Below are 23,236 nucleotides of genomic sequence, written 5' to 3'. Positions count from 1 at the left end.
ATAAAAAAAAAATTAAAAATTAATAGCTAATCTAGCTCCAGCATGAGCCTTTCCAATATAACCTTGAAGCCAATATTTGTGATCTTTAGTTAATTCTATTCTTGCATTTGCTCTGTAGTCTAAATCCTTTCCTTTTCCTTTTGTAATAGATCCTCCAACTCTTAGTCTATCATTAACCCCATAACCTAAAGTTGCTGAAGCTGATCCTTCTGTTTCAAGACTTCTAAGATTAATTGGTAAATTGCCTTCTAAATCAAATGTCAAAGGACCATTCATGTGTGTAAAATATATTTGAGGATTTAGCACATTATACTTTCCTTCACTACCTTTAAATAAACCAAGTGCCCCTATAAGATTTCCATATTTACTTTCAGTTAGATAACCTAAGTTAATTCCTTTATTCTCTACCTCTCCATTTCCCGACACACTGAACGGTGCAGCTATAAGAATGTCTGTTAAAGATGTATCTAGATTTTTTGTGAATAATTTAGGTATAACCATTCCACTTGTTTGCCCACCTGAATGATTGAGATATGTATCCATCTGAACAGCTTTTGGACCTCTGCAACCATTATAAAAATCTTGAGCCAAGGCTAAAGCAGGTAATGACAATCCCACAAACATTCCTGTGATATATTTCATTGTTTTTTTCATTTTATTTCCCCCTCTCTTTTTTTAAGGAAAGAGATTAAACCTCTTTTTGTATATTCTGAATCTTTTAATGTTTAAATTAATTCAACTAATCTTGTATCTTTTACTTGAATTTTTGTTGGCATATTCGCTTCTACGAATTTATCGTATGGAACATCTAAACCTGGTTTGGATATTTCAGGTGAACCATATCTAACTTTGTAAAGAGTTACTTCAACTTCTGGTCCATATCTACTACCTATTTGAGTAAATTCAGGGATGTCCCCTACCTTAACAACTCCATCAGGGTGTCTTGCGAGAAATGCTAAACCTCCTTCTTGATCTTCTCCTTTAAGTCTAATCTTTATATCGGAGATTAGGCTATCAGTTGGATTAGCTCTTGCGTAAGCCCCACATAATCTTGCCTCATACATTTTTTCTGTTATTGGTACAAGTGGTATTATTTCTTTTTGTTGTGTTTCCATTTTATTTCCCTCCATTATATAAATTATCTATTAAGTTTCTTGCACTCTGAATACTTTCTTTCCATCCTAATTGATTACTAAAATTATGATAGTGAGAATTTACTTTGGTATATAATTGAACTAATTCTTCACCACCTTCTTCTCTTCCTAATATTGAATCATTTTCATTTGTGTAGGCTTGAATGTAATATATATCTCTATTTTCACGTTTTGATGAATCTCTACTTAATCTAATGTTTACGCTACCAATAACTCCTTTAAATTTTGTATCAAACTGATTAGCCTCATTACCTTCCCATTCTGGAACTTTTTCTGCTATTTGTAACATTTCATTCAACGATAAACTTTGATTTTCCATTTTTATTTCCCCCCCTCTTTTTGTAACTACTGTTGTGTAATTACTAATAGATACAGAGACTATTTAAACTTTGGTGGTGGCAATTACCACCAAAATAAGAAAGATTTATATATGAAAAAACGTTATTTAGTTATTATGTATGAAGAGTTATTAAGGGAAATTGGATTAAGTCCTAATGAAGCAAGAGTATATGAAGCATTATTGCAAACAGGAGAGGCTTCTGTTCAAGAAATTTCTCTAAAATCAAAAGTACATAGAAGAAATGTTTATGATTCTATAAACAAACTAATAGAAAAAGGCCTTGCTTCTGAAGTATTTATTAAAGGTGAAAAACATTTCAAAGCTATAAATCCAAGAAGATTATTGGACTTAATAAAAGAAAAAGAAGAAAAAGTAAACAAAGTTTTGCCAGAGATGCAGGCAAAATACGGAGCAGTTGAACAAAAAGAAGAAGCTTATTTCTACAAAGGTATTGAAGGTTTTAAAAATTATTTGCAAGATATTCTGGAAACAAAAGAAACAGTTTACTTTATTGGTGCAAAGGCTTTTTGGTTGGATGAAAGATTGCAACATTTTTTACCAAGATTTCAAAGAGAGAGAAAAGAACTAGGAATTAAGTTTATGCATATATTTGACTATGAAGTTAAAGAGCAAAAACCAGAAATCTTAAAATTAGTTGGAAAACCTTATAAGTTTTTGCCAAAGGCTTATTCAAGCCCAACAGCAGTTGATATTTTTGGAGATTATGTTGTTGCATTTGTTGGTGTTAAACCAGGAGAACTTTATGAAGAACCAACCCAGTTTGTCATGAAAAGCAGAAAATTAGCAGATGGTTATAGAAAATTCTTTCAATTTATGTGGGATAATTGTTCAGAATAATTATTCTTTTGCTGAGATCTTTGTTTTGTTGTTCATATAAGGGACTAAGGCCTTTGGAATTGTTATAGAACCATCTTTATTTTGATAGTTTTCTAAGATAGCTACAATTGCACGTGAGGTAGCAATAACAGTATTATTTAGAGTATGAGCAAACCATTTTTCTTTTCCATCTGTAACTCTTATATTAAGTCTTCTAGCTTGGGCAGCTTCCATATTTGTGCAGGAAGTAATTTCAAAATACTCTTTTTTTCTTGGAGACCAGACTTCTAAATCAGCTGATTTTGATTTTAGATCAGCTAAATCTCCTGAACATATCTCTAATTCACGAATAGGCAAGCCTAATTTTTTAAAAATAGCTTTAGAATGGTTTTGCATTTCATCATAGAATTTATAGGAATCTTCTGGTTCACAAATAACAATCATTTCCTGTTTGTTGAATTGGTGTGTTCTGAATAATCCTTTTTGATCAATTCCATGGCTTCCGATTTCTTTTCTAAAGCATTGAGAAAAACCAGTTAGTTTTATTGGCAAATCCTCTTTATTTATTATTTTGTTGATAAACATGCCAATCATTGGATGTTCTGAAGTAGCTATCAAAAACAAATCTTCATCTTCAACTTTATAAGACATTTGTTCTATTTCTTCATTAGAAAAAACACCTTTTAGTATTTCCCCCCTTATCATTAGAGGAGGTTCTACATATTCATAGCCTTTACCAATCATATAATCACGGGAAAAATTAATCAGAGCCATATTTAACAAAGCCAAATCTCCTTTAAGATAATAAAAACCATTACCAGAGGTTTTTGCAGATGTCTCAAAATCAGCTATTCCAAGTTTTTCAGCAATCTCCACATGATTTTTTACATTGAAATCAAACTTTTTTGGCTTTCCTATAACTTCTTTCACAACGTTATCTTTGTCATTTTTGCCAACAGGAACTGATTTATGAACCATGTTTGGAATAACATATAGAATTTCTACAATCTCTTTTTTTACTTTATTAAGACCTTCTTCTACTTTTCTTATTTTGTCTGGTAATTCTTTTGCTTCTTTTACTACCTTAGATATATTCTTGCCTTGTTTTTTCAATTCATTTATTTCATGAGTTATTTTGTTTCTGGATGCTCTTAGTTTTTCAGATTTTTGTAAAAGTTCTCTGTATTTTTTTTCTTTTTCTAAGAACTCATCTACTTTTTTCAGTTTTTCATTCTGAAACTTTTTTTTAATATTTTCTTTTACTTTTTCAGGATTTTCCCTTATAAATTTGATGTCAAGCATTTTATTATTTAAAGGCCCTTTATTATAAAAAGGTTTCTAGTTTTTATAAAAAAATCATAAAGTTTATAAAGTAATTTATTCAATACTATATAATGAAAAGGGGGCTGGTAGGAGAACCAGCAATGGGTAATGAAGGAAGTGGGGAAGAGAATTCTGTGGGTGATTTAGAAAGACGTATGGGTTTGGGTTTACCAGAACTTGTTTCAAGACACGGTATAGTTCTAGCTCCAAATGGACGACCTTGGGAAAGCAAAGCTGTTATTAATGGCCCTATTTTTAGATTAGAAGATTCTATTGGTTTACTTTACAGGGCTTTTGGAGAGGATGAGACTTGTAAATGGAGAAGAGAAGGAACATCAAGTTTTGGATTAGCAACAAGTCAAGATGAATTACATTTTGAAAGAGCATCTGATGAACCAGTATTCAAGCCAGAAGGAGATGATGAAAAACACGGAGTTGAAGATCCAAGAGTTATTTTTATAGATGATAGGTTCTATGTACCATATACTGCTGTTAAAAGGATAGAAGGAAAAAAGAGTGTTGAAGCGAGAGTGTCTTTAGCATCTACAACTGATTTTAGAAACTTTAAAAGATATGGTGTAATTTTAAGAGATAATGAAGATGTCTCTAACAAAGATGCTGCTCTTTTTCCTGAAAAGATAGGTGGAAGTTACATTATGCTTCATAGGAGAGATGGGGTAAATATATGGATGGCTTATTCTGATGATTTAATAAATTGGTATGGTCATAGAATTATAATGAAACCAAAATTGTGGTGGGAAAAACTGAAGATTGGAGCATGCTTCTCTCCAATAAAAACAGAAGAAGGATGGGAGCTGTATTATCATGGTGTTGATAAGGATAATGTATATAGGGTAGGAGTTGCTTTGTTGAATTTAGAAGACCCTTCTAAAGAAATAGTTAGACTTGGACCGATTTTTCAACCAGAAACACATTATGAAAAAATAGGTCTTGTTAATAATGTTGTTTTTCCTTGTGGAGCAATACCTCAAAAGGATAATCTAAATCCTTGTGGAGCAATACCTCAAAATTATAATCTAAAAATCTCTTATGGTGCTGGAGATACAGTAACTGCTTTAGCTGTTGTAAATAGAAATAGGTTAAACCAAAAATTAGAAAGAGCACTCGCTTTTGCTTAACTAGTTTCTTTAATAAACCTATATATTTCTTTGAAAGCTATGTTTCTGTTTTTATCAATACAGAAAACATGATAAGAATTTGGAACCATAAAAATTCTTTTTTTAACTGAACCAATATGTTTGTAAATCCATTGTGCATTTTCTTTTGGTAGGATATGATCTGTTGAAGACTGCATAATTAAGGAAGGAGCTGTTATTTTTGGCAAATCTTTCTCAGATATTCTGATAAGCTTAATTAAATCACTAATGCAGTTTAATGGAAATTCCATATACTGGGTTTTCTTCTTTACCAACTTTTTTATCTTTTCATCAGGATACTCCTTTCTTACAAAATTCTTGAATAACTTAATAAATTTAAATAGAATTTTATTAAAAAGTTGTCTTTTGAAGAACATTGCAGTACCCATAACAACAATTCCTTCAACATTTCTTTTAGTGGCTATTCTAAAAGATAAATTTCCGCCCATAGAGCTTCCTATAACATAAACTCTATTAGTTGATTTAGATAGTTTGTCAAATCCTTTTAGAGCAGAATTTTCCCAATCTTTTTCTTTTGTTCTTGCAAGGTCTATTACATTAGTGCCGTGTCCTTTTATTAAAGGAGCGTAAACAGAAAAATTTTTTGAAGCAAGATATTTAGCAAGAAATCTTAATTCTTGCGGTGTACTAGTCAAACCGTGCAGAAGCAAAACACCTGTTTTTCCTTTTTTAATAAAATAGGGTTCAGCACCTTTCATTATAGGATATGTTTTTTTGTGCTTTTTTGTTACAAAATAAAATCTTATTTTTTTTTGAAGAAGAGCAAAAATAATCACTATAATAATCAATTTTAACATTTATTATCACTTATCTTCGTTTTTTCTTTTTATTCTTATTAGTAAAATGTCCTTGTATTTCTCCTACATCAATGCTAATTCCTAAATTTTTCTCAATCTCATTAATATGTTTTCCTGCTTTTCCAATTATTCCAGAAATAGCATATTCTGGAACATTAACAACTGCTTTGTTTTCAGAAACAACATCTACTTCCACCATGTCTGAGTATTTTAAGAAATAATCTTTTATTGCTTGTGCTGCTAATCTTTTTGCACCTGTTTTTTTTATTGTTTGTTCTGCAACAGGCACTACAACAGTTTCTTCACCATAAGAATATAATTCATATTCAAGCTTGTTTGTTTCAAAATCTTTTACAGTAACAATGGGTCTTGCTAAATCAGCTTCTGTCATTCCTGATGGAACCTTGACTTCAATTTGTAGGCCCAGAACCTTATCTATTTTTCCATCTTTTATGAAAATTACAGTATCTATTACATGAGGGATTACTCCTAGCTCTATTTTACCTACAAATCTTTGTATAGCATCTACTGGATTTGTTGCATGAACAACTCCTGCTAAACCTATACCTGATAGTCTTAGATCTGAGAATAGATGAAAATCATCTTTATTACGCATTTCATCAAATAGTGTATAATCTGGTCTTGATAATAATAAGATATCATGAACTTCTTCAGGAGAACCATGCGAAATGGCGTATTGAGTTATGCTCTCTGGCAATACTAAATCCCTTGGAGCTTCAATTGTCTTCACAATTCTTCCTTTGTCTGCATAGTGCTCTATTAGAGCAGCAGCAAATGTTGATTTTCCCATTCCAGGAGCTCCTGATATTAAAATTCCTTCTGCCTGCTTGTCTAATCTTTCCAATAGTTTTGATGATAGATTATACTCTTCTAATTTTAGGTGTTTTACAGGTCTTACAGCTGTAATTTCCCATCCGTCTGAAAAAGGAGGTCTTGTTATTACAATTCTAAACGTCCCTAATTGAGCTATTGTAGAACCTGTTCTATTTATTTCTACAAATCCTTCCTCACCTTCTTCTCCTATTTCAATTATTTCCTTGCTTATTTCCTCTATTTCTGTCTGAGTTAGTTCCTTGTTCTTTATTTTAACAAAATCCCAGTTTCCAGGTGAACCTTTTTTAGCAAAAGGAAAAGAGCCCTCTCTAAGGTGAACTGACATTGTTTTTTCGTCAAAAAACGATTCAAGTTTTATTTTTCTCATTTTTATAAACGCCGCGGGTGAGACTTTCAAAGCAAAAGGCTTTGAAACCTTTTGACCAATTTGAACTCACGTGCCCCGAAGGACATCGGATTTTTGTGAACTTTATTAAGATTCTAGGTAATATTGTTCCTAGCAATCCGACGCTATGGCCAGACTAAGCGACCGCGGCTTATTTTGAAGTATCTATAAGTAGTTTATAAATATTACCAATTTTTTTATTTAAATAAAAAAGCTTATAAATAGTTTGTAATTAACATGGCCTATAGCGGGATGGGGCAGTCAGGAGTGCCCGTCGAAGTCATGGACCTCATGACTGCGGAAGGCTCATAGGGATTTCCCTGAGGCACCCGGAAAAAAACATTTTATGTTTTTTGGGCAAAGGTCGGTGGTTCAAAAAAAGGATATTTATATATCTTTTTTGGAAGTCCACCTCCCGCTATTTTATATTATAATATTTTAGAAGTTCGTTTTCTAATGCTGTAAATGATTTATGCAAAAGCTTTGTTACGCCCCATTCTGTTTTTTTGACTTCAAAAACCTTTGAAGGTACAACTAGTTTAATATGTAAAGAATATCTAGAAACATGGTGGCTTTTTTTGTGCTGTTTTATGTGTATTGTTAAAGAAGTTATCTCTTTTGGTATTCTTTTAATCTTATTGTAATATTTAGATGTTAGTGTCTGAAATGTGTCTTTTTCCAAATCTTCTAATTTATTCAATCCGATGAATTGAATATTTTTTATCACATTTGGAATTATAGTAAAGCTAACTTATATACTTTGTGATTTAACAAAGTTTAAAAGTTAATGATGTTTTTTAATAAGAATAATGTTATTATGCGGTATTGATGAAGCTGGAAGAGGTCCTGTTATAGGCCCTTTAGTAATGGCAGGAGTTGTAATAGAAGAAAAAGATATTTCTAAACTAGAGTCTATTGGTGTAAAAGATTCAAAGCTTTTAACAATTAATGAAAGAAACTCCCTTTTTGATAAAGTTAAGAAAATAGTCAAATCCTATGAAATAGTTGTTTTAAGTTCTAAAGATGTAGATGATGTTCTTAATTCAAAGGACATGAATCTTAATTTATTAGAGGGCAAAACATCAGCTGAAATTGTGAATAATTTAAAGCCAGATAAAGCAATTCTAGATTGTCCTAGTACTAATGTTAATGCTTATTCAAATTATGTTAAAGATCTTTTAAAGAAAGACGTTAAATTAATTGTAGAGCATAAAGCTGATTTGAATTATGTTATTGTTGGTGCTGCTTCTATTTTAGCAAAGGTTACAAGAGATAGTGAAATTGAGAAGATTAAAAAGAAAATAAACATTAATTTCGGTTCTGGGTATCCTTCTGACCCAAGGACTCAGGAATTTTTAAAGAAAAACTGGAATAAATATCCTGATATTTTCAGAAAGACTTGGGCTTCTTATAAGAATGTTGTTAAAGGAAGTTACCAGAAGAAGATGAGCGAGTTTTAGATGGAGCAGGGTTGTCTATACTCTGTTGTTTATATTCCCTTCTCCATTCTCTTTGAGTATGATGCTGATCACAATAGGTTCCTAAGATGCTATATTCTTTTATATGCCATAAAAATTCTCTTTGGCTTTCTTCTGTTATTGATATTTGCGTCCTAACCAGAGAATCTTCTAAATCTACTGGTATTGTATAAGGAGAATCACCACCAAGAAAAAATATTGTAGTTTCTACATTGTTTCTATTATATCTTTTGATTAGACGTTGGACAGTACCTGTTAATTCAGCTATTTTTTCTTTTTTTCCATGAATTATAGGGATATCCATAAATTAGTTAATCATAACCAATATATAAACTTTTCTTTTCTGTTCCTCTTAATTAGTAGTATCAAACAATAAAGTTTTAATACTCTTTGCAATACTTTGTCTTTATTAGAAAATTATATATGAGTGGTGGTGAAGTAAAGATAGAAGGAAATGCTCGTGGTGTTGGCGAAGAAATGAGTGGTGGTACAATTATAATGGAAGAAAATTGTAGTGACAAACACCAATACTAAACACATTGTATTAACTTAGGTCATAGTATGAAAGATGGAAAGATAATCATAAAAGGAGATATAAAATGAAAAAATATTTAATATTAGTAGGATTTTAGAGACAAATATTAATTTTATAGTAGTAACATTATCAAAAGATTTATAAACAATATTTTATTAATCTTCTTTATGACATTAATGAGCTGAAAAATGATATATTCAACAGATGAATTAAGAAGATGCTTTGAAGCAGGCTATCCATTTGGTTTATTTGAGCATCTACTGGGAAAATTGAGAAAAGAAGCACCTCCACCACCACCAGAAATTCGGCCGGTAATGAAAACAGATTGGTCAGAGTTTAATAGTGATATAACAAAAGAACAAAGGCCTTTTTATACGAGAGAACAGATTTTTGCAGAAAGCACACTGCCTTATGTAAACAATCTTGGTAATAATATTGATGTAGTATGCAGTACAAGTGAGAATACTGGTGAAGAAATCAAAATTGAAGATAAGGGCAAAACAATCGATATTATGGTATAAGATGAACTTAAAATAATGTTTTATATTGTTCTGTAGTTAAGTCAACTAGATAATTTTTTATTTGAAAATATTAACTATAAATAAAAAAATATATTATTGGATTAGCATTCCACAAACCCAAAGAGCTAGCAATTATAACGCTCCCATATATGTAAAGGCTGTAGAAACAGAAACTTCACCTTAACATACATGCTAAATAGTGAATTATAAAAAGGTTAGCTCTTTCATTCCTTCCCTTGAATTTAATTTAGATATAAAATATCTTGCTATTTTTTCACTAGTTCCCATGTCTTCACTACTAAATATATGCCTCATTCTTGCTTCTTGGCTGGGCAGTAAAGAAGTTACTCTACTATTTCTAACAAAAGCATCATATAATTTTGGGATTATTCTTCCCCTAGTTATTTTATATGCATAATCTGCTGTTATTTGGTGTGCAGATAATGAAGTGACATGTTCTTCCAAAGCCGGGGACAAAATTTTTTCATCTTTCTGAACAGAATCAATTAATCCATGGGTTACTTCATGTAATATATATTCAAAATACCTTAATCTCATAAATGGATATATTGTATTATCTCTTTGTTCTTTAAAAAATTGGTTAATATAAGGATGAACTAAACACTGTTTAAAAACATCTGAATAAAAACATCCTCTACTATTAATGTCATGAATACTCCCTCCTTCTTTTTCAGTATGTTCTTTTGCTTTTTCCCTAAATTCACCACTTTCAGTATAGAATATATTAGGCTCATAACTACTTCTGTAAACTTCATTAATTATTTCAGAACTCATTCCATTTAAATCAGTTGGAAAATCAATGCCTAAGTATTGCTGCATTTCTAATGGGAAAAGTGCTAGGCATCTTAATGTATCTTCCCTTAATTTTAGATGACGAGAATGCTGGGCTATTTCTTCAAGACTAGTTATTAAATTTCCCCATAGATCTCTATTACTTCTATCTCCAAATACTTCATTTTTTATGCCATTACTTATTAAATCTAAAGCATGCTGATTTACACTAAGAAGGGGGTGTTTTAGTCCATCCTCTAGTAATGTATTTAAGTCTTCCAAATCTTGGCTTGAAAGTTCTATACCGCTTTGTGTTGGTTGAGCTACAAGTTGCCCTAATTGGTGCAATTTGTATTCTGTATTTTCCATAACCATTTTACTTTCCTTTTCTATACTGTTACCATTAATCAATGACAAATATTATAACAAGTTCTATTTAAACCTTTCGTTTTTTATTATTTTAAAATAGGGATGCAATAAAATTATTAAGAATATTTAAACTTAAAGTAAAGATGAAAGTAATAAGAGTTATAGTGTTAATGAGAAGCATTTAAAGAAAGTTCTATAATTTCGTAAGATTTAAATACAGTATACTATTTATCAGTAGTTATAAATTACAATATCATGATAAAACCAGATTATGCTGCAGCAGAGAAATATGTATTTGGAAGATTAGAAAGAGAACTTTCACCAGATCTCTTTTTTCATGGTTTACCCCATACCAGAGATGATGTATTGCCAGCAATTGAGAGGTATGCTAGATTAGAAGGCGTATCAGGGGAAAAACTTATTTTACTAAAAACAGGTGGATTATGTCATGATATGGGATTTTTGGAACAATATCAAAATAATGAACCAATTGGAGTAGAGATTGCAAGAAAGTCATTGCCAAATTTTGGTTACAGTCCGCAAGACATAGAGGTTATTTCTGGTATTATAATGGCAACAGAAATAATGGCAACAGGAATACTTCAAAATCCAAAAACAAAATTAGAAGAAATAATGTGCGATGCAGATTTAGACAACCTTGGAAGAGAAGATTTCTATATTAAAACAGAATTATTAAGACTGGAGTTAGCAAAACATGGTATTCAAAAAACACCAAAAGAATGGTATGAAGGTCTTATTGTTTTTTTAGAGCGACATCATTATTTCACACAATCAGCAAGGGAATTGAGACAAGAAGGAAAAAAAAGGCATATCAGGGAAATTAAAGAACTTCTTGGATATAAATAAAAACAAAAATTATTAATTTTGAAAAAAAGCAAAACAAAGAGAGATTTTAATCTCTGTATGATTAATTATTTAAAAAATGACAGGAACAAAAAAGGATGCAAATAAAGATAGCCTATATTCAATTTCAGATGACACTCTAGAAATTTTAGAGAATCTTCCAGAAGATATAAGGGAAGAAATAACTAAAGCTGTGAAACAAGAAAGAGAAGATGCTGTAGTTTCTACATATCAGCAAACAATTGTTGCTGTAAATCACTATATAATTAATTGTTTAACACAGTCTATGCTTAGACTACAATTATTAGTACCAAAATTGGAAAAAGTTGATGGATTAGAAAGCGAAATTTCTGGTCTTATTGAGGCTTATAATGATATGTCAAGGATAAACGCTGTACTAAGACTTATGTCAGAAACAGAACATCCAACTTCTACCACTTATCATGAACAAACAGATATGATATATATTGATGAAAGTAAATTAGAAGAAATAACAAGGGACTTTCCCCATAATCTAGAATCCTAATCTTCATCAAAAAATTTAGCTACTTCTATTAATATCTTTAAATATAGAAATATTTAAATACATATATCAATTACTACTTAAAGATTAATAGGAGGTAATAATGAAAAAACATTTAATATTAGTGGGATTTATAGCATTAGTGTTTTCAGTAGCCCTAGTGTTAGCAGTAAAACCAGATTTCGCACCACAACACAGACAGGGAATAATAGCTATACCTTCACATGCTGTAGAAGTTGCTCCTGGAGTTTTTAGTCTAGGGAAAGCAATAGACCACGGACGAGTTGTAGAAGGATATGCTTTCATAGATTACAAAAAAGGATTTGGAAAACAAACTGGATGTAATAATGACGGTGTGTGCCAAGGATGGGAAGATGCATCTTGTGCTGACTGCACAGGCGGAGGAGAAGAACCAACACCAGATACAAGCTCTTGTTATGGTTTCCTGGCAAAAGGAACAAAGTGGAGAACAATCGAACCTTATATAGTTAATCCAGTGAATACAAGAGGATTAGATGGAATTTTTGTAACAAGCAACTTTGCTAGTGATGTTGGAAAATGGGAGACAGCAGCCGGAGTTGAAATTCTTGGTGATGAAACCACAGGAATTGTTGACGGAGCAGATTTAGAAAGTCCAGATAACAAGAACGAAGTGTATTTTGCAGATGTTGGCTATGAAAATGCAATAGCAATAACAATTGTTTGGGGAATATTCGGTGGACCACCACCATTCAGAGAGCTTGTTGAGTGGGACATGATATTTGATGATGTAGACTTTGACTGGGGTATAGGAGAAGCAGGCAAGATGGACTTTGAGAATATAGCCACACATGAACTAGGGCATAGTGTTGGATTAGGCGATTTATACACAAGCGAATGCTCAGAACAAACAATGTATGGCTATGCAAGTTACGGCGAAACCAAGAAAAGAACTTTAGAAGCTGGAGATATTGCAGGAGTACAAGAACTTTATAGTTAATTAAACTGAAAATACTAAAAATATTTTTCTTTTTTTGTATTTAGATGAATAGTTTTAAGTATTCTTCTTCAATGAAATGTAGTTTTCCTGGGATTATTAAGCATTGAGGATAGATATTGAATTTCTTTTCTTTTAAGTCTTTTAATTTACCAGCTTTAATAATTTGTTTTTCAGAGCCTAAACCACAACAAGCTATTGATAAAGTATTTGCATCAATTTTATTTTTTATTAAATATTCAATTGCTGTGTTTACAGACATAAATTTTTCCTCATCAGGCTTAAGATCAAGCAAAAACAGTGTATGAAGGCCTGATTTTTGGTTGTCTTCTAAAACTTTTATTGGAGAGACAACATCTTTATTTTCAAAAGGGATTGAAGTAACTTTTCCAAAATTATAAAGGGATAATCCTGTTTCACTAACAGCATTCAAAATAGAAGTATTATGAACAATATTTACTTTAATCCCTTCTTTTTTAGCTCTTTGCAGAATATCAATATGGGTTGTTGCTCCAAAAACATCACCTATAACTAAAAAAGCAACCTCTTTGTTTTTAGAGTTTTCAATAATTTCATTTTTGTTTGTCGGAAATCCTGATTTCCGATCATGCTCAGGAAACTTCGTTTCCTGACATTCAACTAGCTCTCTATTAGCTAGTATAATCTTTTTCCCATATAATTCTTCAAGTTTAGACAAATCACAATTAAGTTTAGAAGTATATTTTTCTAAATAGATTAAGTCAGATTTTTTAACTAATTCAAGGCCCTTTAAGGTAATATCTTTTTCATCACCCAGACCAATGCCTATTATGTTTAGTGTCATAGAACGAGTTAAACTCTAATCTATTTATAAATATTAGTAAAAAAATTGCCTATGCTTAATTCTTGGGGGTGGTAAAGCATAGGCAAGAAATACCTAAGACTCAAATTATTTCTATTCCTAGCTCGTCACTAATTTCTTGAGCCTGAGGGGTTGGTTGAGAGTAATCCACTTTACCCAGGATCCATGGACTTTTTACACCAGTTATTATTGTCATTACTGTTAGTTTTCCTTTCATGTCTTCACTAACTCTTGCTCCCCAGATGACATTTGCTTCATCATCTAATGTTTCAGTTACCATTTCTCCTACTTTGCTAACTTCATCAAGAGTCATATCTGTTCCACCGTGTACATGGATTAAAGCTCCTGTTGCACCTTTATAATCTATATCAAGTAAAGGATTGCTTAATGCCCCTTTTACAGCTTCTTCTACTTTATTTGTGGTATCGGATGCTCCTACACCTATAGCAGCTACGCCTCCGTTTGTCATAATAGATTTAACATCTGCATAATCAAGGTTAACTAATGAAGGAACTGCTATTGTTTCAACTATTCCTTTGATCATTGTTGAGATCAATTCATTAGCAACAGCAAATGCTTGTTGTATAGGTAGATTTCCTGCAATATTTACTAATCTATTATTATCAATTACAATTACAGTGTCACATGCTTGTCTTAATTGCTGTAATCCAAATTCTGCTTTATCTACTCTTGCTCTTTCAATTTTAAAAGGCATTGTGACTGTTCCAATGACAATAGCACCAGAATCTTTAGCAATTTGAGCTACAATTGGAGCGCCCCCTGTTCCTGTTCCTCCACCTTCACCAGCACATACAAAAGCCATATCTGTGCTTTTCAAAGCATCCTTTATCTCTTGTAAGCTTTCCTGTGCAGCTTCAGCTCCTTTTTCAGGATAACCTCCACATCCCAATCCTCTTGTGATTTCCTTTCCTATTACAAACTTTTTATCAGCTTCAGTAATATTTAGGTGTTGTTGGTCTGTATTACAAGCCACTATTTCAGCTCCTTTTATACCTTTTTTATACAACCAACTTACCATATTGTTGCCTGCTCCTCCTACTCCGACAACCCTTATATTTGCTTGGCCTACTAAGTTTTCAAATTTTTTCTCATCCGAGTTCTTTACTGCATTTTCAACGATAAAATCCATTTGGTATCAACCCCTTTTTCTTTTTTATATATCCCCAAACCTATATATTCCAGTATCGAAATATTTATATTTGAGTTTTTTATTACTATCTCTAGAAAAAGGTGTTTTTTAATATCTGCGCCAACAGGTACTAAAAGCATACGCACTTTGGACTAACAAAACTTTTCGCCAAGAAAATATACACGCTTAATAACCCGAGTTTTTCGCCAAAAAAACAAGGTTATTATTATATTTCTTATTATTGACTATTATAATATTTAAACATTTCTAAACTTGAAAATATAGTTTATAGAATATAATTAACTATTTTTGTATTTTTTTCCTCGCCTTCTCGAGAATTTCCTTGCCTTTATTAACTCCCCTCTTAATTTGAGCACTTGTGGTAAATCCTAGGAAAACATCAACATCTTTTACTCTTCCCCACCATTCATTCCAGTAAGCTACATTATCCAATCTAAATTTTGATGGAATTAAGGGTTCTTCATCAGGATATCCTATAGGGATAATGATTTGGGGTCTTGCTTCATCTATTATTTTTAATAAAGGTTTAATTTTATCTTCTTCAAAAGCACCAATCCAACACCCACCTAACCCTTGATCATGAGCCATTAGAAGCATGTTTTCTGCAACTGCAGCACAGTTTTGTACTGAATACAATCTTTCCCCCCTTATACCATAGTGCCTTTTAGCTGACAAAGGTTTGCTGCAAATAACAATGACGATTGGCGCAGTAGCTATCCAATATTGTCCAAAACAGGCTTCTGCTATTGCCTTTTTTTTATCCTCATCATCAACCATAATAAATCTCCAGTTTTGGAGATTTCCTGAAGAAGGAGCTGCTCTTCCAGCTTCTAGTATTTTTCCTATCTTTTCCATGTCAATTTTGACATTCTTAAATTTTCGAATACTTCTTCTGGTTATAATACAGTCCTCTGTTTCCATATTTGCCTCTTTTATGTTAAATTTAAGTAGATAAGTATATAAATTTTTTGGCCTAAACCTTTATATATTAATTAATGTTATAGAGTAACATGGAATATATTAAGCTAGTTGAGGTTTATCAAAAATTAGAATCAACAACAAAAAGATTAGAAAAGACATTTATCATTTCAGAATTCTTAAAAAAAATTAATGAAGAAGAATTACATACAACAATTCTTTTATTACAAGGACGAGTTTTTCCTCAGTGGGATGAGAGAAAAATTGGTGTTGCTTCAAGATTAGTCTTAAAGGCTATTAATAAAGCAACTGGAATAGATGCTAGTAAAATTGAGAAAGAATGGGCAAGAATAGGAGATTTAGGTAATGTTGCTGAAAATCTGATAAAACAAAAAAAGCAGGTTGCTTTGTTTTCTAAGAGTTTGGCTGTAAAAAAGGTTTTTGATAATATTAGCAAGTTAGCAACATTAGATGGGCTTGGAACTGTTGATAAGAAAGTAGGACTTATAGCTGAATTATTGACTTCTGCAAAACCATTAGAAGCAAAGTATATTATAAGGACATTATTAGAAGAACTAAGAGTTGGAACAGCTACAGGAACTTTAAGGGATTCTATTGTCTGGGCTTATTTTCCAGAAGCAAAGGTTAAGTATAATGAGAAAGAAAAAAGTATTGATGTTGAGGATAGAGAGGAGTATAATAAATATAGTAATCTAGTTCAGGAAGCATACGATATGTCAAATGATTTTAGCTTAGTAGCTAAAATGGTTAAGGAAGGAAAAATAAAAAGCATTGGATTAAATGTCGGAATTCCAATAAAAGTTATGCTTGGTCCAAAAGAAAAAGATGCAAAATCTGCTTTGGAAAGGGTTGATGTTCCTGCACAAGCAGAGTATAAGTATGATGGTTTTAGAATACAGGTGCATAAAGATAAAGACAAAATTTTACTGTTTACAAGAAATCTTGAAAATGTAACAAAACAGTTTCCAGAGGTTGTTAAATATATTAAAGAGCATGTAAAAGGAGATAGTTTTATTCTTGATTCAGAAGCTGTTGGGTTTTCTTCTAAGACTGGAGAGTATCTTCCTTTTCAAAGTATTTCTCAGAGAATTAGAAGAAAGTATGATATTGAGCACATAGCAAAAAAATTTCCAGTTGAGCTTAATATTTTTGATTGTATGTATTACAATGATAAGAATATGATTAAAGAGCCTTTTAAGAATAGAAGGGCCTTGCTTGAGAAGATAGTAAAGCCTGTTCCTAAAAAAATTGTTTTGTCTAAATGTCAAATTGTTAATAATGAAGATGATGTTAATAAATTTTACAAACAATCTTTAAAAGAAGGTAATGAAGGTTTGATGCTGAAAAAATTAGATGCTCCCTATAAGCCTGGTGCTAGAGTTGGTAATATGGTAAAGATGAAGGAAGCAGAAGAGCCAATGGATTTGGTTATAACAGGGGCAGAGTGTGGAGAGGGAAAGCGCGCAAAATGGTTTTCTAGTTTTAGATTAGCTTGTTTAGATGAGAATGGAAATTTTGTTGGAATTGGTAAGGTTGGTACTGGAATAAAAGAAAAATCAGAAGGGGTTACCTTTGATCAATTAACAAAATTATTAGAGCCTTTAGTTATAAGTCAGAAAGGGAAGGTTGTGAAACTTAAACCAAAGATTGTTGTTGAGGTTGCTTATGAGGAAATTCAGAAGTCTCCTACTTATTCTTCAGGTTATGCTCTAAGGTTTCCAAGAGTTTTAAGATTAAGGAATATGGAGAGATCTGCAGAAGATATAGTAACATTAGAGGAAGTTGAGGATTTCTATTTTAAACAGAAAAAAAGAAATTAGTAAGCTTTTTAAAGGCTTTATAATTCCTCAGTATAAGATGTCAAAAAGCAAAAGATGGACAGCGTATAATATAAAACACCCTGAGAAGTATCAGGTAAAAGAAATTGAATGTATTAGTAATAAGTTTCATCATACAAAAAAAGTTAGAATTAAGCCTAAAAAAGAGTGATTTCTAAGTTATAATAATATAGAAACATTTAAAAAGACAGAAGGGTTTTAAAGTGTATTATTCAGAACAATTTGATATTAGTTAAAATAAAACAATTAAACTGTTTCTGTAAAAAATATAAATGATAAAAGACAATAAAAACGAATGTCTTTGGTAATAAGATGGTAGAATATAAAATAATAAAATTTTGTCGATTATGTAGAGATAGATTTGTAGTAAATAAAGGTGAATCAAAAATTAATTACTGCAAAAAATGTCAAGCAAAGTATAATAAAGAAATAAATAAAAGGGGGTGAAAATATGAATGGAACAGTAAAATTTTTCAATAATTCAAAAGGATTCGGATTTATTGCTGGTGAAGATGGAAAAGAATATTTTGTACATCAAACAGGATTAAAAGAAGGATTAAACTTAAATGAAAATGATCAAGTTACTTTTGACGTTGAAGAAGGAGATAGAGGACCAAAAGCAGTAAATGTTAACAAAGAGTAATCATGCTTAAATAATCTTTTTAATTAAATTTTTTTTATTATGGTAGATAGTTGTTTTGAATGCGGAATTTGTTGCAAATTATTCTTAATAAATTTAAATAAAGAAGAATATAATTCTGGTAATTATAAAACCCAGTTTGAAGAGTTTGGTTTAGTTGATGATTTTGAAGAAGCAGAATTGTGCGGTGCAAACATAATTAAACAGCAGGAAAATGGCAGCTGCATTTATTTGAAACCACAGAAATCAAAGATTTCTGGGGCACATGGAATCTCCGATTCCCTTGTGAAAGGCAAATGTTCAATACATTCAATTCGACCTAAAGCTTGCAGGGCTTTTTTTTGTAATTCTAAGAAAAAAGATTTTAAAGGAATGATTAAAGATATTAATAAATATAAAAACTCTTTTAAACAATAGCTAAATCATTCTTTTATGGTTGAATTTAATAAAGATGGTAGTTTAAAACTTCCTGCTAATCTTTTAAGGAAAAAACAAGAGAAGGAAGTTAAGTTAAAGAAAGGTAATTGTATGCTTATTAATCGTGAAATAGTAAGTTCTACGTCTCCTAAGAAATGTGCGCTTAATTTAAAACTTTCTGACGCTATTTCAGATAACAGATTTGTTGATAATATTTATAAGGATTTTCTTGAAAAATCTTCTGTTCCTTCTAAAATTATTAAAATGAGTGAGAAAGAGTTTAGGATTGAGATTGAAACTCATTTTAAGAGATGTTCTGATTGTAATAGTCTTATCAACAAATTTAGAGATTTTTTAGATAATAATATTATCGAGGAGAAAGGAGTTTGTTCTTATGAAGGGAATTCTTTTAGTAAAAATTTTTGTTATGAGGATTATTTTGATTAGAATTTTATTCGATTTTCAATGCTTTCATAATTTTATCAAGCTTTTTGTTTACTTCATCAAGTCCGTTTGAAGATTTACCTCTCGATGATCTTCCATCTTCTTTTGTAAAACAATCACTACAATAAACAGGTTTACTTGAAGTTGGTTTGAAAGGAACTTCGCATTTTTCGCCGCATTTGTCACAAACGACTTCATGCATTTCTATTCTTGAACTTCTTCTAGAAGAATCCCTTCTACCTGATCTTCCGGATGATTTTCTTGCTCTAAAGCTCTTAAAGTCTCCTCCTTCGTCAGAATCGTCCCTTCTACTAGATCTTCTAGGTTTTCTATCAGATCTACCTTTTTTGAAGTCTCTCATAGTAACTTAAAATATTGGTTGGTTTATAAAGCTATGTTAAATGATGCATTGTTGCGTTAGCTTGTGTTATATGGGGGTAAGGGCTTTAGCCTGAAAGCGCAGCGTCCCCTTGAGTCGAAAGAAAGACCGTTCATCTAAAGAGCGAATGCGATACATCAAAACAAAGAATCAAGGAGTTGGGGCTTACATAACAATAAGATACAATCCTAATATCAATAATGCAACAGCTATTACTTTAACAAATATAATTTTCTTGGATAATTTTTCTTTATATAATTTTGGAAAGAATTTTGACAATAGGATGATAAATACAATTAAGAATAATGGTTGGAAGTTTGTTAATGATATTACTAAGCTAACTGAACCTAAACTCAATGCAAATCCAATGGAAACAAGGGCTATTAGATTTAGCAATTCTCCTCCAAAAATCAATTTAAAAGATTTAAAATTCAAAGTGTTTTTCATTTGAATGAATGAATTTCTGTATTTTGGAATTGCTAAAATAGTTAATGCCCCAACAAAACTTCCAAATCTAATCCACAAAAATCCATTCCAAAATGATTGGTTTTGATAAATATATTTTTCAAGAAGGTAATAAATATCAAGCATTATTCCTGAAGCTAACATCATAAATAATGCCTTGCTAATATGAATCTTCTTAAGAGCATTTCTTTTTATTGAAATAAGTAAACCTCCTAATAAAATAAGGATGAATCCTAAATATTGAATAAGTAAAAGATTTTCATTGAGAAAAAATCTTGCGAAGAAAGGAATAAGAACTGGAGTTATATACCAAAGCATTATTACGGTAGAGGTGTCTTCTAAAGACAATGCTTTGAAGTATGGAATCATTGTGTAAATATATAGAACTCCTGCAATCATTGAAACAATGAAAATCCAAATTCCTGGGAATGAAAATCCATATATTGGAATAAAAAGAAATGCTAGTAGTCCAACAAAACCAGCAAAAGTAGTTAGCACAAATTCATCTTTAATATGAAAGTTTCTTAGCCTACTATCAAATAAATTTGTGATAGCCCAAAGTGCAGGTGCGATTAATGCAAAAATTATCCAAGTTTCCATACTATAATTAAATATCTAAGGATTGTATATAAATATTGCTGAAGCCCCATCTCTATTTAACTAATTTAGGTCTTTCTTTCGATTTCGCATAACATCGAGATTGCTGTTATACGTTTTTTCTGCAAGAAAAAATCGCGGAGTGAAACGGAGCGACAGTAAATCTGAAGTCCGTCCTTCAAAAGAACTAAGTGATATATTAAGACAGAAAATCCGGGGCAAACTTATTCTTTAAAGAATAATAATATTTAAATACTAACCTCCATTTCAATATTATATGGGAAAAGTAAAGGTTGGCATCTTTGGTGCAACAGGAGAAGTAGGTCAAGAAATTATTAATGTTCTTGACAAATTGGAATTTCCAGTAGATGAACTGTATCTTTATGCAGGCAAATCTGCTGGAAAAAGTCTAAAAACTCCCTTTGGTAAAATTGTTGTTCAAAAAGCAGATACTGCAGATTATTCTAGCTTAGATTTAGCGCTTTGGGCGATTAGTGGAGATTGGTCAAAAACGAATTGGGAAAAAGCAAGGGGTTCTGGTTGTTATGTTGTAGACAATTCGTCAGCTTTTAGATATGATGATAATGTTCCTTTAATAATCCCAGAAATCAATGGAGAGTTGTTAAGAGAGCATCCATCAAGATTAATTGCAAATCCAAATTGTACTACTGCAATTGCAGCAATACCTTTACACATATTAAATCAGATGGCTGGAATCGAAAGAATAATTTTTTCTACTTACCAATCTGCAAGTGGCGCAGGAAATGGGGGTAGAAATGAACTGCTAGAACAATCTAGGAATTATCTTGATGGCGAATCTGTTGAACATAGTAAATTTCAATATCCTCTGCCTTTTAATGTGATCCCTCATATTGATAGATTTCAAGAGAATGGATATACAAAAGAAGAGATGAAAACTGATTGGGAATCTCGAAAAATTCTTGGGTTAGAAGATTCTGTGAGAATTTCTAGTGGTTGTGTGAGAGTACCTGTTGAAAGATCTCATGCTGAAGATATTATGGTTGAAACACATACACCTATAAATTTGGATGAATATAGATTTGCTTTAGATAAAGAGCCTATGCTCAAAGTTTGTGATGATCCATTGAATAATATTTATCCAATGCCTATTAACACTTCAGGGAATTATCAAGTTGAAGTAGGAAGAATCAGACAGCCAGAAGTTTTTGATAATGGTGTTAGAATGTTTGTCTGTGGAGACCAACTCCTGAGAGGTGCTGCACTGAATGCTACTCTAATCGCACAGCAACTTTGTAGCTTAGAAAAGTTTGATTAAAGTTATTCTGAGAATTGTTGGTTAGCAATCAAAAATATTATGATAATAAGTTTGCCCCTTAAAAGAAAAAAGGACTTCAGATTTATTGCGTATAACATAAGATTATCAATAGTTTATTATTGATAATCTACTAATAATAGATAAAAACAATAGTTTTGTATATCTCGAGAATTCTTATTTTTGATCTTACATTATGTTCCTAACTTTACTTATAAATTTATGCCCCAGCGGAGAATTGAACTCCGATCTCAACCTTTTTGTGCAGATTGATATTACTCCGCAAGGTCGTATATTATCCATTATACTACAGGGGCAAGTTGAAGGGATTTCAAAGCTTTAGCTTTGAATGTCGCTTATTGCATATCAAATGGGCGTAACCATTTGCCATTCTACTACAGGGGCTTATTTGCTAATAAAAATTCCTGATTTTCTTTAACTTTGTAATCAGCAAATGTGTGAAAAAATTCAATTATTTTCTTTTCTTTAAACTCTAAGATTTTATGAACAAAAACATCTTCACTTATTTTTTCTTTAAAGTCTTTTCCTTTAAATGTAGCTAGAACAAATTCATTAGAAGATAAATAACCAGGATCAATATTAACTGTTCTCCCGTTATCAGAATATTTTTCTTCAATTTTTGTTATAAAATGTTTAATTTCAATTAAATCTTTTTTTGAAATCTCTTTGTTAAATATTAAAAATTTCTTTTTTAGGTTTGAACCCATCTCTTTTTCATAATATTTTGTAAAATTAAAAGAATAAGCAGAACTTTCTGCTTTTATATCACTATATTTTGCAATTAAATCCTTTTTTGCTGTAGTAAAAACATCTTCAGACGAATACATTACTGCCATGAATAACAGATTAACCATGAAAGTCAAGAAGATTGTTTAATTTAAATAAGTTTTCAAAAGTTATAAATATACAGAAAACTAATAAAATTATATGATAGAAAATTTTACATTTGGGAAAATAGTAATAGATGGAGAAAATTATGAAGATATAAAAATAATAGGAGACAGAGTATTACCATGGCATTATATAATACATCATACAGTAACACAGCAGGATATTGTTGAAATTTTCGGAGATGATCCAGAATATGTTGTTATTGGGATTGGAACTTCTAGAGATGTTCATGTAGACAAAGACGTTATTGAATTGGCCAAAGAAAGAAATATTAATCTTGTAATAGAAGATAGCGAAAAAGCATGCCAAAAATATAATAAACTAAAACAAGAAGGAAAAAAGGTTAATGCTATAATTCATTCAACTTGTTAA

28 protein-coding genes are annotated in these 23,236 nt (G+C 31.1%); 13 read left to right on the top strand and 15 right to left on the bottom strand.

Annotated features, from left to right (window positions below; translation table 11 throughout):
* Window positions 1-12: 12 nt before the first annotated feature.
* From CEE44_01255 to CEE44_01245, 3 genes are all read right to left on the bottom strand, one after another.
* Window positions 13-654, bottom strand: a complete 642-nt coding sequence (locus tag CEE44_01255; protein TKJ17146.1) for a hypothetical protein — start codon at window positions 652-654, stop codon at window positions 13-15.
* Between the two features lie 71 nt (window positions 655-725).
* Complete coding sequence (locus CEE44_01250; GenBank protein TKJ17145.1) at window positions 726-1,130, bottom strand: hypothetical protein; 405 nt, start codon at window positions 1,128-1,130, stop codon at window positions 726-728.
* Complete coding sequence (locus tag CEE44_01245; GenBank protein ID TKJ17144.1) at window positions 1,117-1,473, bottom strand: hypothetical protein; 357 nt, start codon at window positions 1,471-1,473, stop codon at window positions 1,117-1,119. Before CEE44_01245 ends, CEE44_01250 begins: the two co-directional genes overlap by 14 nt.
* A 111-nt stretch (window positions 1,474-1,584) precedes the next feature.
* Between CEE44_01245 and CEE44_01240 the strand changes: the two genes are divergently transcribed.
* Entirely contained in the window at window positions 1,585-2,352 is a 768-nt protein-coding gene (locus CEE44_01240; protein TKJ17143.1) for a hypothetical protein, read from the top strand.
* On the opposite strand, the gene CEE44_01235 is transcribed toward CEE44_01240, so the two are convergent.
* Window positions 2,353-3,633 (bottom strand): serine--tRNA ligase, encoded by a 1,281-nt coding sequence (locus tag CEE44_01235; GenBank protein ID TKJ17142.1) that lies wholly within the window; start codon window positions 3,631-3,633, stop codon window positions 2,353-2,355.
* 92 nt (window positions 3,634-3,725) lie between these two features.
* Between CEE44_01235 and CEE44_01230 the strand changes: the two genes are divergently transcribed.
* On the top strand, window positions 3,726-4,793 hold the full coding sequence (locus CEE44_01230; GenBank protein ID TKJ17141.1) for a glycosidase: 1,068 nt from the start codon (window positions 3,726-3,728) through the stop codon (window positions 4,791-4,793).
* On the opposite strand, the gene CEE44_01225 is transcribed toward CEE44_01230, so the two are convergent.
* The 3 genes from CEE44_01225 to CEE44_01215 form a co-directional block, all read right to left on the bottom strand.
* Window positions 4,790-5,629, bottom strand: a complete 840-nt coding sequence (locus CEE44_01225) for a hypothetical protein (protein ID TKJ17140.1) — start codon at window positions 5,627-5,629, stop codon at window positions 4,790-4,792. The genes CEE44_01230 and CEE44_01225 overlap by 4 nt on opposite strands.
* 10 nt (window positions 5,630-5,639) lie before the next feature.
* Window positions 5,640-6,851: a hypothetical protein gene (locus CEE44_01220; GenBank protein ID TKJ17139.1), complete on the bottom strand. Its 1,212-nt coding sequence runs from the start codon at window positions 6,849-6,851 to the stop codon at window positions 5,640-5,642.
* Window positions 6,852-7,287: 436 nt separating this feature from the next.
* The gene (locus CEE44_01215; GenBank protein ID TKJ17138.1) at window positions 7,288-7,596 is read right to left on the bottom strand and encodes a hypothetical protein; all 309 of its coding nucleotides are present in this window, start codon (window positions 7,594-7,596) and stop codon (window positions 7,288-7,290) included.
* Between the two features lie 82 nt (window positions 7,597-7,678).
* Between CEE44_01215 and CEE44_01210 the strand changes: the two genes are divergently transcribed.
* A complete protein-coding gene (locus CEE44_01210; protein TKJ17137.1) occupies window positions 7,679-8,329 on the top strand; it encodes a ribonuclease HII in 651 nt (216 codons plus the stop codon).
* On the opposite strand, the gene CEE44_01205 is transcribed toward CEE44_01210, so the two are convergent.
* The gene (locus CEE44_01205; GenBank protein TKJ17136.1) at window positions 8,292-8,651 is read right to left on the bottom strand and encodes a hypothetical protein; all 360 of its coding nucleotides are present in this window, start codon (window positions 8,649-8,651) and stop codon (window positions 8,292-8,294) included. The two genes, CEE44_01210 and CEE44_01205, sit on opposite strands and share 38 nt — an antisense overlap.
* A gap of 419 nt (window positions 8,652-9,070) precedes the next feature.
* Here CEE44_01205 and CEE44_01200 point away from each other — a divergent pair, with 419 nt between their 5' ends.
* On the top strand, window positions 9,071-9,403 hold the full coding sequence (locus CEE44_01200; GenBank protein TKJ17135.1) for a hypothetical protein: 333 nt from the start codon (window positions 9,071-9,073) through the stop codon (window positions 9,401-9,403).
* A gap of 204 nt (window positions 9,404-9,607) precedes the next feature.
* On the opposite strand, the gene CEE44_01195 is transcribed toward CEE44_01200, so the two are convergent.
* Window positions 9,608-10,606: a hypothetical protein gene (locus CEE44_01195; GenBank protein TKJ17134.1), complete on the bottom strand. Its 999-nt coding sequence runs from the start codon at window positions 10,604-10,606 to the stop codon at window positions 9,608-9,610.
* A 213-nt stretch (window positions 10,607-10,819) separates the two neighbouring features.
* Between CEE44_01195 and CEE44_01190 the strand changes: the two genes are divergently transcribed.
* The 3 genes from CEE44_01190 to CEE44_01180 all read left to right on the top strand — a co-directional run bounded on the left by CEE44_01190 (window position 10,820) and on the right by CEE44_01180 (window position 12,930).
* A complete protein-coding gene (locus CEE44_01190; GenBank protein ID TKJ17133.1) occupies window positions 10,820-11,431 on the top strand; it encodes a phosphohydrolase in 612 nt (203 codons plus the stop codon).
* A 76-nt stretch (window positions 11,432-11,507) separates the two neighbouring features.
* Entirely contained in the window at window positions 11,508-11,954 is a 447-nt protein-coding gene (locus CEE44_01185) for a hypothetical protein (protein ID TKJ17132.1), read from the top strand.
* Window positions 11,955-12,054: 100 nt separating this feature from the next.
* Window positions 12,055-12,930, top strand: coding sequence for a hypothetical protein (locus tag CEE44_01180; protein TKJ17131.1), 876 nt, complete (start codon window positions 12,055-12,057; stop codon window positions 12,928-12,930).
* A gap of 40 nt (window positions 12,931-12,970) precedes the next feature.
* Here the strand turns inward: CEE44_01180 and dph5 are convergent, their stop codons facing one another.
* The 3 genes from dph5 to CEE44_01165 form a co-directional block, all read right to left on the bottom strand.
* Complete coding sequence (gene dph5, locus CEE44_01175) at window positions 12,971-13,750, bottom strand: diphthine synthase (GenBank protein TKJ17130.1); 780 nt, start codon at window positions 13,748-13,750, stop codon at window positions 12,971-12,973.
* A gap of 100 nt (window positions 13,751-13,850) precedes the next feature.
* Window positions 13,851-14,918, bottom strand: coding sequence for a cell division protein FtsZ (gene ftsZ / locus CEE44_01170; protein TKJ17129.1), 1,068 nt, complete (start codon window positions 14,916-14,918; stop codon window positions 13,851-13,853).
* A gap of 303 nt (window positions 14,919-15,221) precedes the next feature.
* Window positions 15,222-15,860, bottom strand: a complete 639-nt coding sequence (locus CEE44_01165; GenBank protein ID TKJ17128.1) for a hypothetical protein — start codon at window positions 15,858-15,860, stop codon at window positions 15,222-15,224.
* 89 nt (window positions 15,861-15,949) lie between these two features.
* On the opposite strand from CEE44_01165, the gene CEE44_01160 reads away from it, so the two are divergent.
* From CEE44_01160 to CEE44_01145, 4 genes are all read left to right on the top strand, one after another.
* On the top strand, window positions 15,950-17,698 hold the full coding sequence (locus CEE44_01160) for a DNA ligase (protein ID TKJ17127.1): 1,749 nt from the start codon (window positions 15,950-15,952) through the stop codon (window positions 17,696-17,698).
* A 469-nt stretch (window positions 17,699-18,167) separates the two neighbouring features.
* Entirely contained in the window at window positions 18,168-18,359 is a 192-nt protein-coding gene (locus tag CEE44_01155) for a DNA-binding protein (protein ID TKJ17126.1), read from the top strand.
* A gap of 39 nt (window positions 18,360-18,398) precedes the next feature.
* Entirely contained in the window at window positions 18,399-18,773 is a 375-nt protein-coding gene (locus tag CEE44_01150; GenBank protein ID TKJ17125.1) for a hypothetical protein, read from the top strand.
* A 15-nt stretch (window positions 18,774-18,788) separates the two neighbouring features.
* Window positions 18,789-19,220, top strand: coding sequence for a hypothetical protein (locus CEE44_01145; GenBank protein ID TKJ17124.1), 432 nt, complete (start codon window positions 18,789-18,791; stop codon window positions 19,218-19,220).
* A gap of 4 nt (window positions 19,221-19,224) precedes the next feature.
* Here the strand turns inward: CEE44_01145 and CEE44_01140 are convergent, their stop codons facing one another.
* Both CEE44_01140 and CEE44_01135 read right to left on the bottom strand, forming a co-directional pair.
* Window positions 19,225-19,578: a hypothetical protein gene (locus CEE44_01140; protein ID TKJ17123.1), complete on the bottom strand. Its 354-nt coding sequence runs from the start codon at window positions 19,576-19,578 to the stop codon at window positions 19,225-19,227.
* Window positions 19,579-19,761: 183 nt separating this feature from the next.
* Window positions 19,762-20,661 (bottom strand): hypothetical protein, encoded by a 900-nt coding sequence (locus CEE44_01135; protein ID TKJ17122.1) that lies wholly within the window; start codon window positions 20,659-20,661, stop codon window positions 19,762-19,764.
* Between the two features lie 274 nt (window positions 20,662-20,935).
* Here CEE44_01135 and CEE44_01130 point away from each other — a divergent pair, with 274 nt between their 5' ends.
* Window positions 20,936-21,955 carry an aspartate-semialdehyde dehydrogenase gene (locus tag CEE44_01130; protein TKJ17121.1) on the top strand — a complete coding sequence of 340 codons (1,020 nt, stop codon included), beginning with the start codon at window positions 20,936-20,938 and terminating at the stop codon, window positions 21,953-21,955.
* 392 nt (window positions 21,956-22,347) lie between these two features.
* Here CEE44_01130 and CEE44_01125 read toward each other — a convergent pair whose 3' ends face one another.
* A complete protein-coding gene (locus CEE44_01125; GenBank protein TKJ17120.1) occupies window positions 22,348-22,827 on the bottom strand; it encodes a hypothetical protein in 480 nt (159 codons plus the stop codon).
* A gap of 73 nt (window positions 22,828-22,900) precedes the next feature.
* On the opposite strand from CEE44_01125, the gene CEE44_01120 reads away from it, so the two are divergent.
* The gene (locus tag CEE44_01120; GenBank protein TKJ17119.1) at window positions 22,901-23,236 is read left to right on the top strand and encodes a hypothetical protein; all 336 of its coding nucleotides are present in this window, start codon (window positions 22,901-22,903) and stop codon (window positions 23,234-23,236) included.

This window comes from Candidatus Woesearchaeota archaeon B3_Woes (assembly GCA_005222965.1).
Taxonomy (GTDB): domain Archaea; phylum Nanobdellota; class Nanobdellia; order Woesearchaeales; family B3-WOES; genus B3-WOES.
Note: the sequence above shows the minus strand (reverse complement) of the source record. Positions and strands in the feature narration are given on the sequence as shown.

Excerpts from the sequence above, each read along its gene's own strand:
- CEE44_01185 (TKJ17132.1), top strand. The coding sequence starts at position 11,508 with ATGACAGGAACAAAAAAGGATGCAAATAAAGATAGCCTATATTCAATT.
- CEE44_01180 (TKJ17131.1), top strand. The coding sequence starts at position 12,055 with ATGAAAAAACATTTAATATTAGTGGGATTTATAGCATTAGTGTTTTCA.
- CEE44_01140 (TKJ17123.1), bottom strand. The coding sequence starts at position 19,578 with ATGAGAGACTTCAAAAAAGGTAGATCTGATAGAAAACCTAGAAGATCT.
- CEE44_01150 (TKJ17125.1), top strand. The coding sequence starts at position 18,399 with ATGGTAGATAGTTGTTTTGAATGCGGAATTTGTTGCAAATTATTCTTA.
- CEE44_01125 (TKJ17120.1), bottom strand. The coding sequence starts at position 22,827 with ATGGTTAATCTGTTATTCATGGCAGTAATGTATTCGTCTGAAGATGTT.
- CEE44_01200 (TKJ17135.1), top strand. The coding sequence starts at position 9,071 with ATGATATATTCAACAGATGAATTAAGAAGATGCTTTGAAGCAGGCTAT.
- CEE44_01135 (TKJ17122.1), bottom strand. The coding sequence starts at position 20,661 with ATGGAAACTTGGATAATTTTTGCATTAATCGCACCTGCACTTTGGGCT.
- CEE44_01190 (TKJ17133.1), top strand. The coding sequence starts at position 10,820 with ATGATAAAACCAGATTATGCTGCAGCAGAGAAATATGTATTTGGAAGA.
- dph5 (TKJ17130.1), bottom strand. The coding sequence starts at position 13,750 with ATGACACTAAACATAATAGGCATTGGTCTGGGTGATGAAAAAGATATT.
- CEE44_01130 (TKJ17121.1), top strand. The coding sequence starts at position 20,936 with ATGGGAAAAGTAAAGGTTGGCATCTTTGGTGCAACAGGAGAAGTAGGT.
- CEE44_01245 (TKJ17144.1), bottom strand. The coding sequence starts at position 1,473 with ATGGAAAATCAAAGTTTATCGTTGAATGAAATGTTACAAATAGCAGAA.
- ftsZ (TKJ17129.1), bottom strand. The coding sequence starts at position 14,918 with ATGGATTTTATCGTTGAAAATGCAGTAAAGAACTCGGATGAGAAAAAA.
- CEE44_01230 (TKJ17141.1), top strand. The coding sequence starts at position 3,726 with ATGAAAAGGGGGCTGGTAGGAGAACCAGCAATGGGTAATGAAGGAAGT.
- CEE44_01255 (TKJ17146.1), bottom strand. The coding sequence starts at position 654 with ATGAAAAAAACAATGAAATATATCACAGGAATGTTTGTGGGATTGTCA.
- CEE44_01120 (TKJ17119.1), top strand. The coding sequence starts at position 22,901 with ATGATAGAAAATTTTACATTTGGGAAAATAGTAATAGATGGAGAAAAT.
- CEE44_01250 (TKJ17145.1), bottom strand. The coding sequence starts at position 1,130 with ATGGAGGGAAATAAAATGGAAACACAACAAAAAGAAATAATACCACTT.
- CEE44_01235 (TKJ17142.1), bottom strand. The coding sequence starts at position 3,633 with ATGCTTGACATCAAATTTATAAGGGAAAATCCTGAAAAAGTAAAAGAA.
- CEE44_01145 (TKJ17124.1), top strand. The coding sequence starts at position 18,789 with ATGGTTGAATTTAATAAAGATGGTAGTTTAAAACTTCCTGCTAATCTT.
- CEE44_01225 (TKJ17140.1), bottom strand. The coding sequence starts at position 5,629 with ATGTTAAAATTGATTATTATAGTGATTATTTTTGCTCTTCTTCAAAAA.
- CEE44_01165 (TKJ17128.1), bottom strand. The coding sequence starts at position 15,860 with ATGGAAACAGAGGACTGTATTATAACCAGAAGAAGTATTCGAAAATTT.
- CEE44_01210 (TKJ17137.1), top strand. The coding sequence starts at position 7,679 with ATGTTATTATGCGGTATTGATGAAGCTGGAAGAGGTCCTGTTATAGGC.
- CEE44_01205 (TKJ17136.1), bottom strand. The coding sequence starts at position 8,651 with ATGGATATCCCTATAATTCATGGAAAAAAAGAAAAAATAGCTGAATTA.
- CEE44_01160 (TKJ17127.1), top strand. The coding sequence starts at position 15,950 with ATGGAATATATTAAGCTAGTTGAGGTTTATCAAAAATTAGAATCAACA.
- CEE44_01220 (TKJ17139.1), bottom strand. The coding sequence starts at position 6,851 with ATGAGAAAAATAAAACTTGAATCGTTTTTTGACGAAAAAACAATGTCA.
- CEE44_01155 (TKJ17126.1), top strand. The coding sequence starts at position 18,168 with ATGAATGGAACAGTAAAATTTTTCAATAATTCAAAAGGATTCGGATTT.
- CEE44_01240 (TKJ17143.1), top strand. The coding sequence starts at position 1,585 with ATGAAAAAACGTTATTTAGTTATTATGTATGAAGAGTTATTAAGGGAA.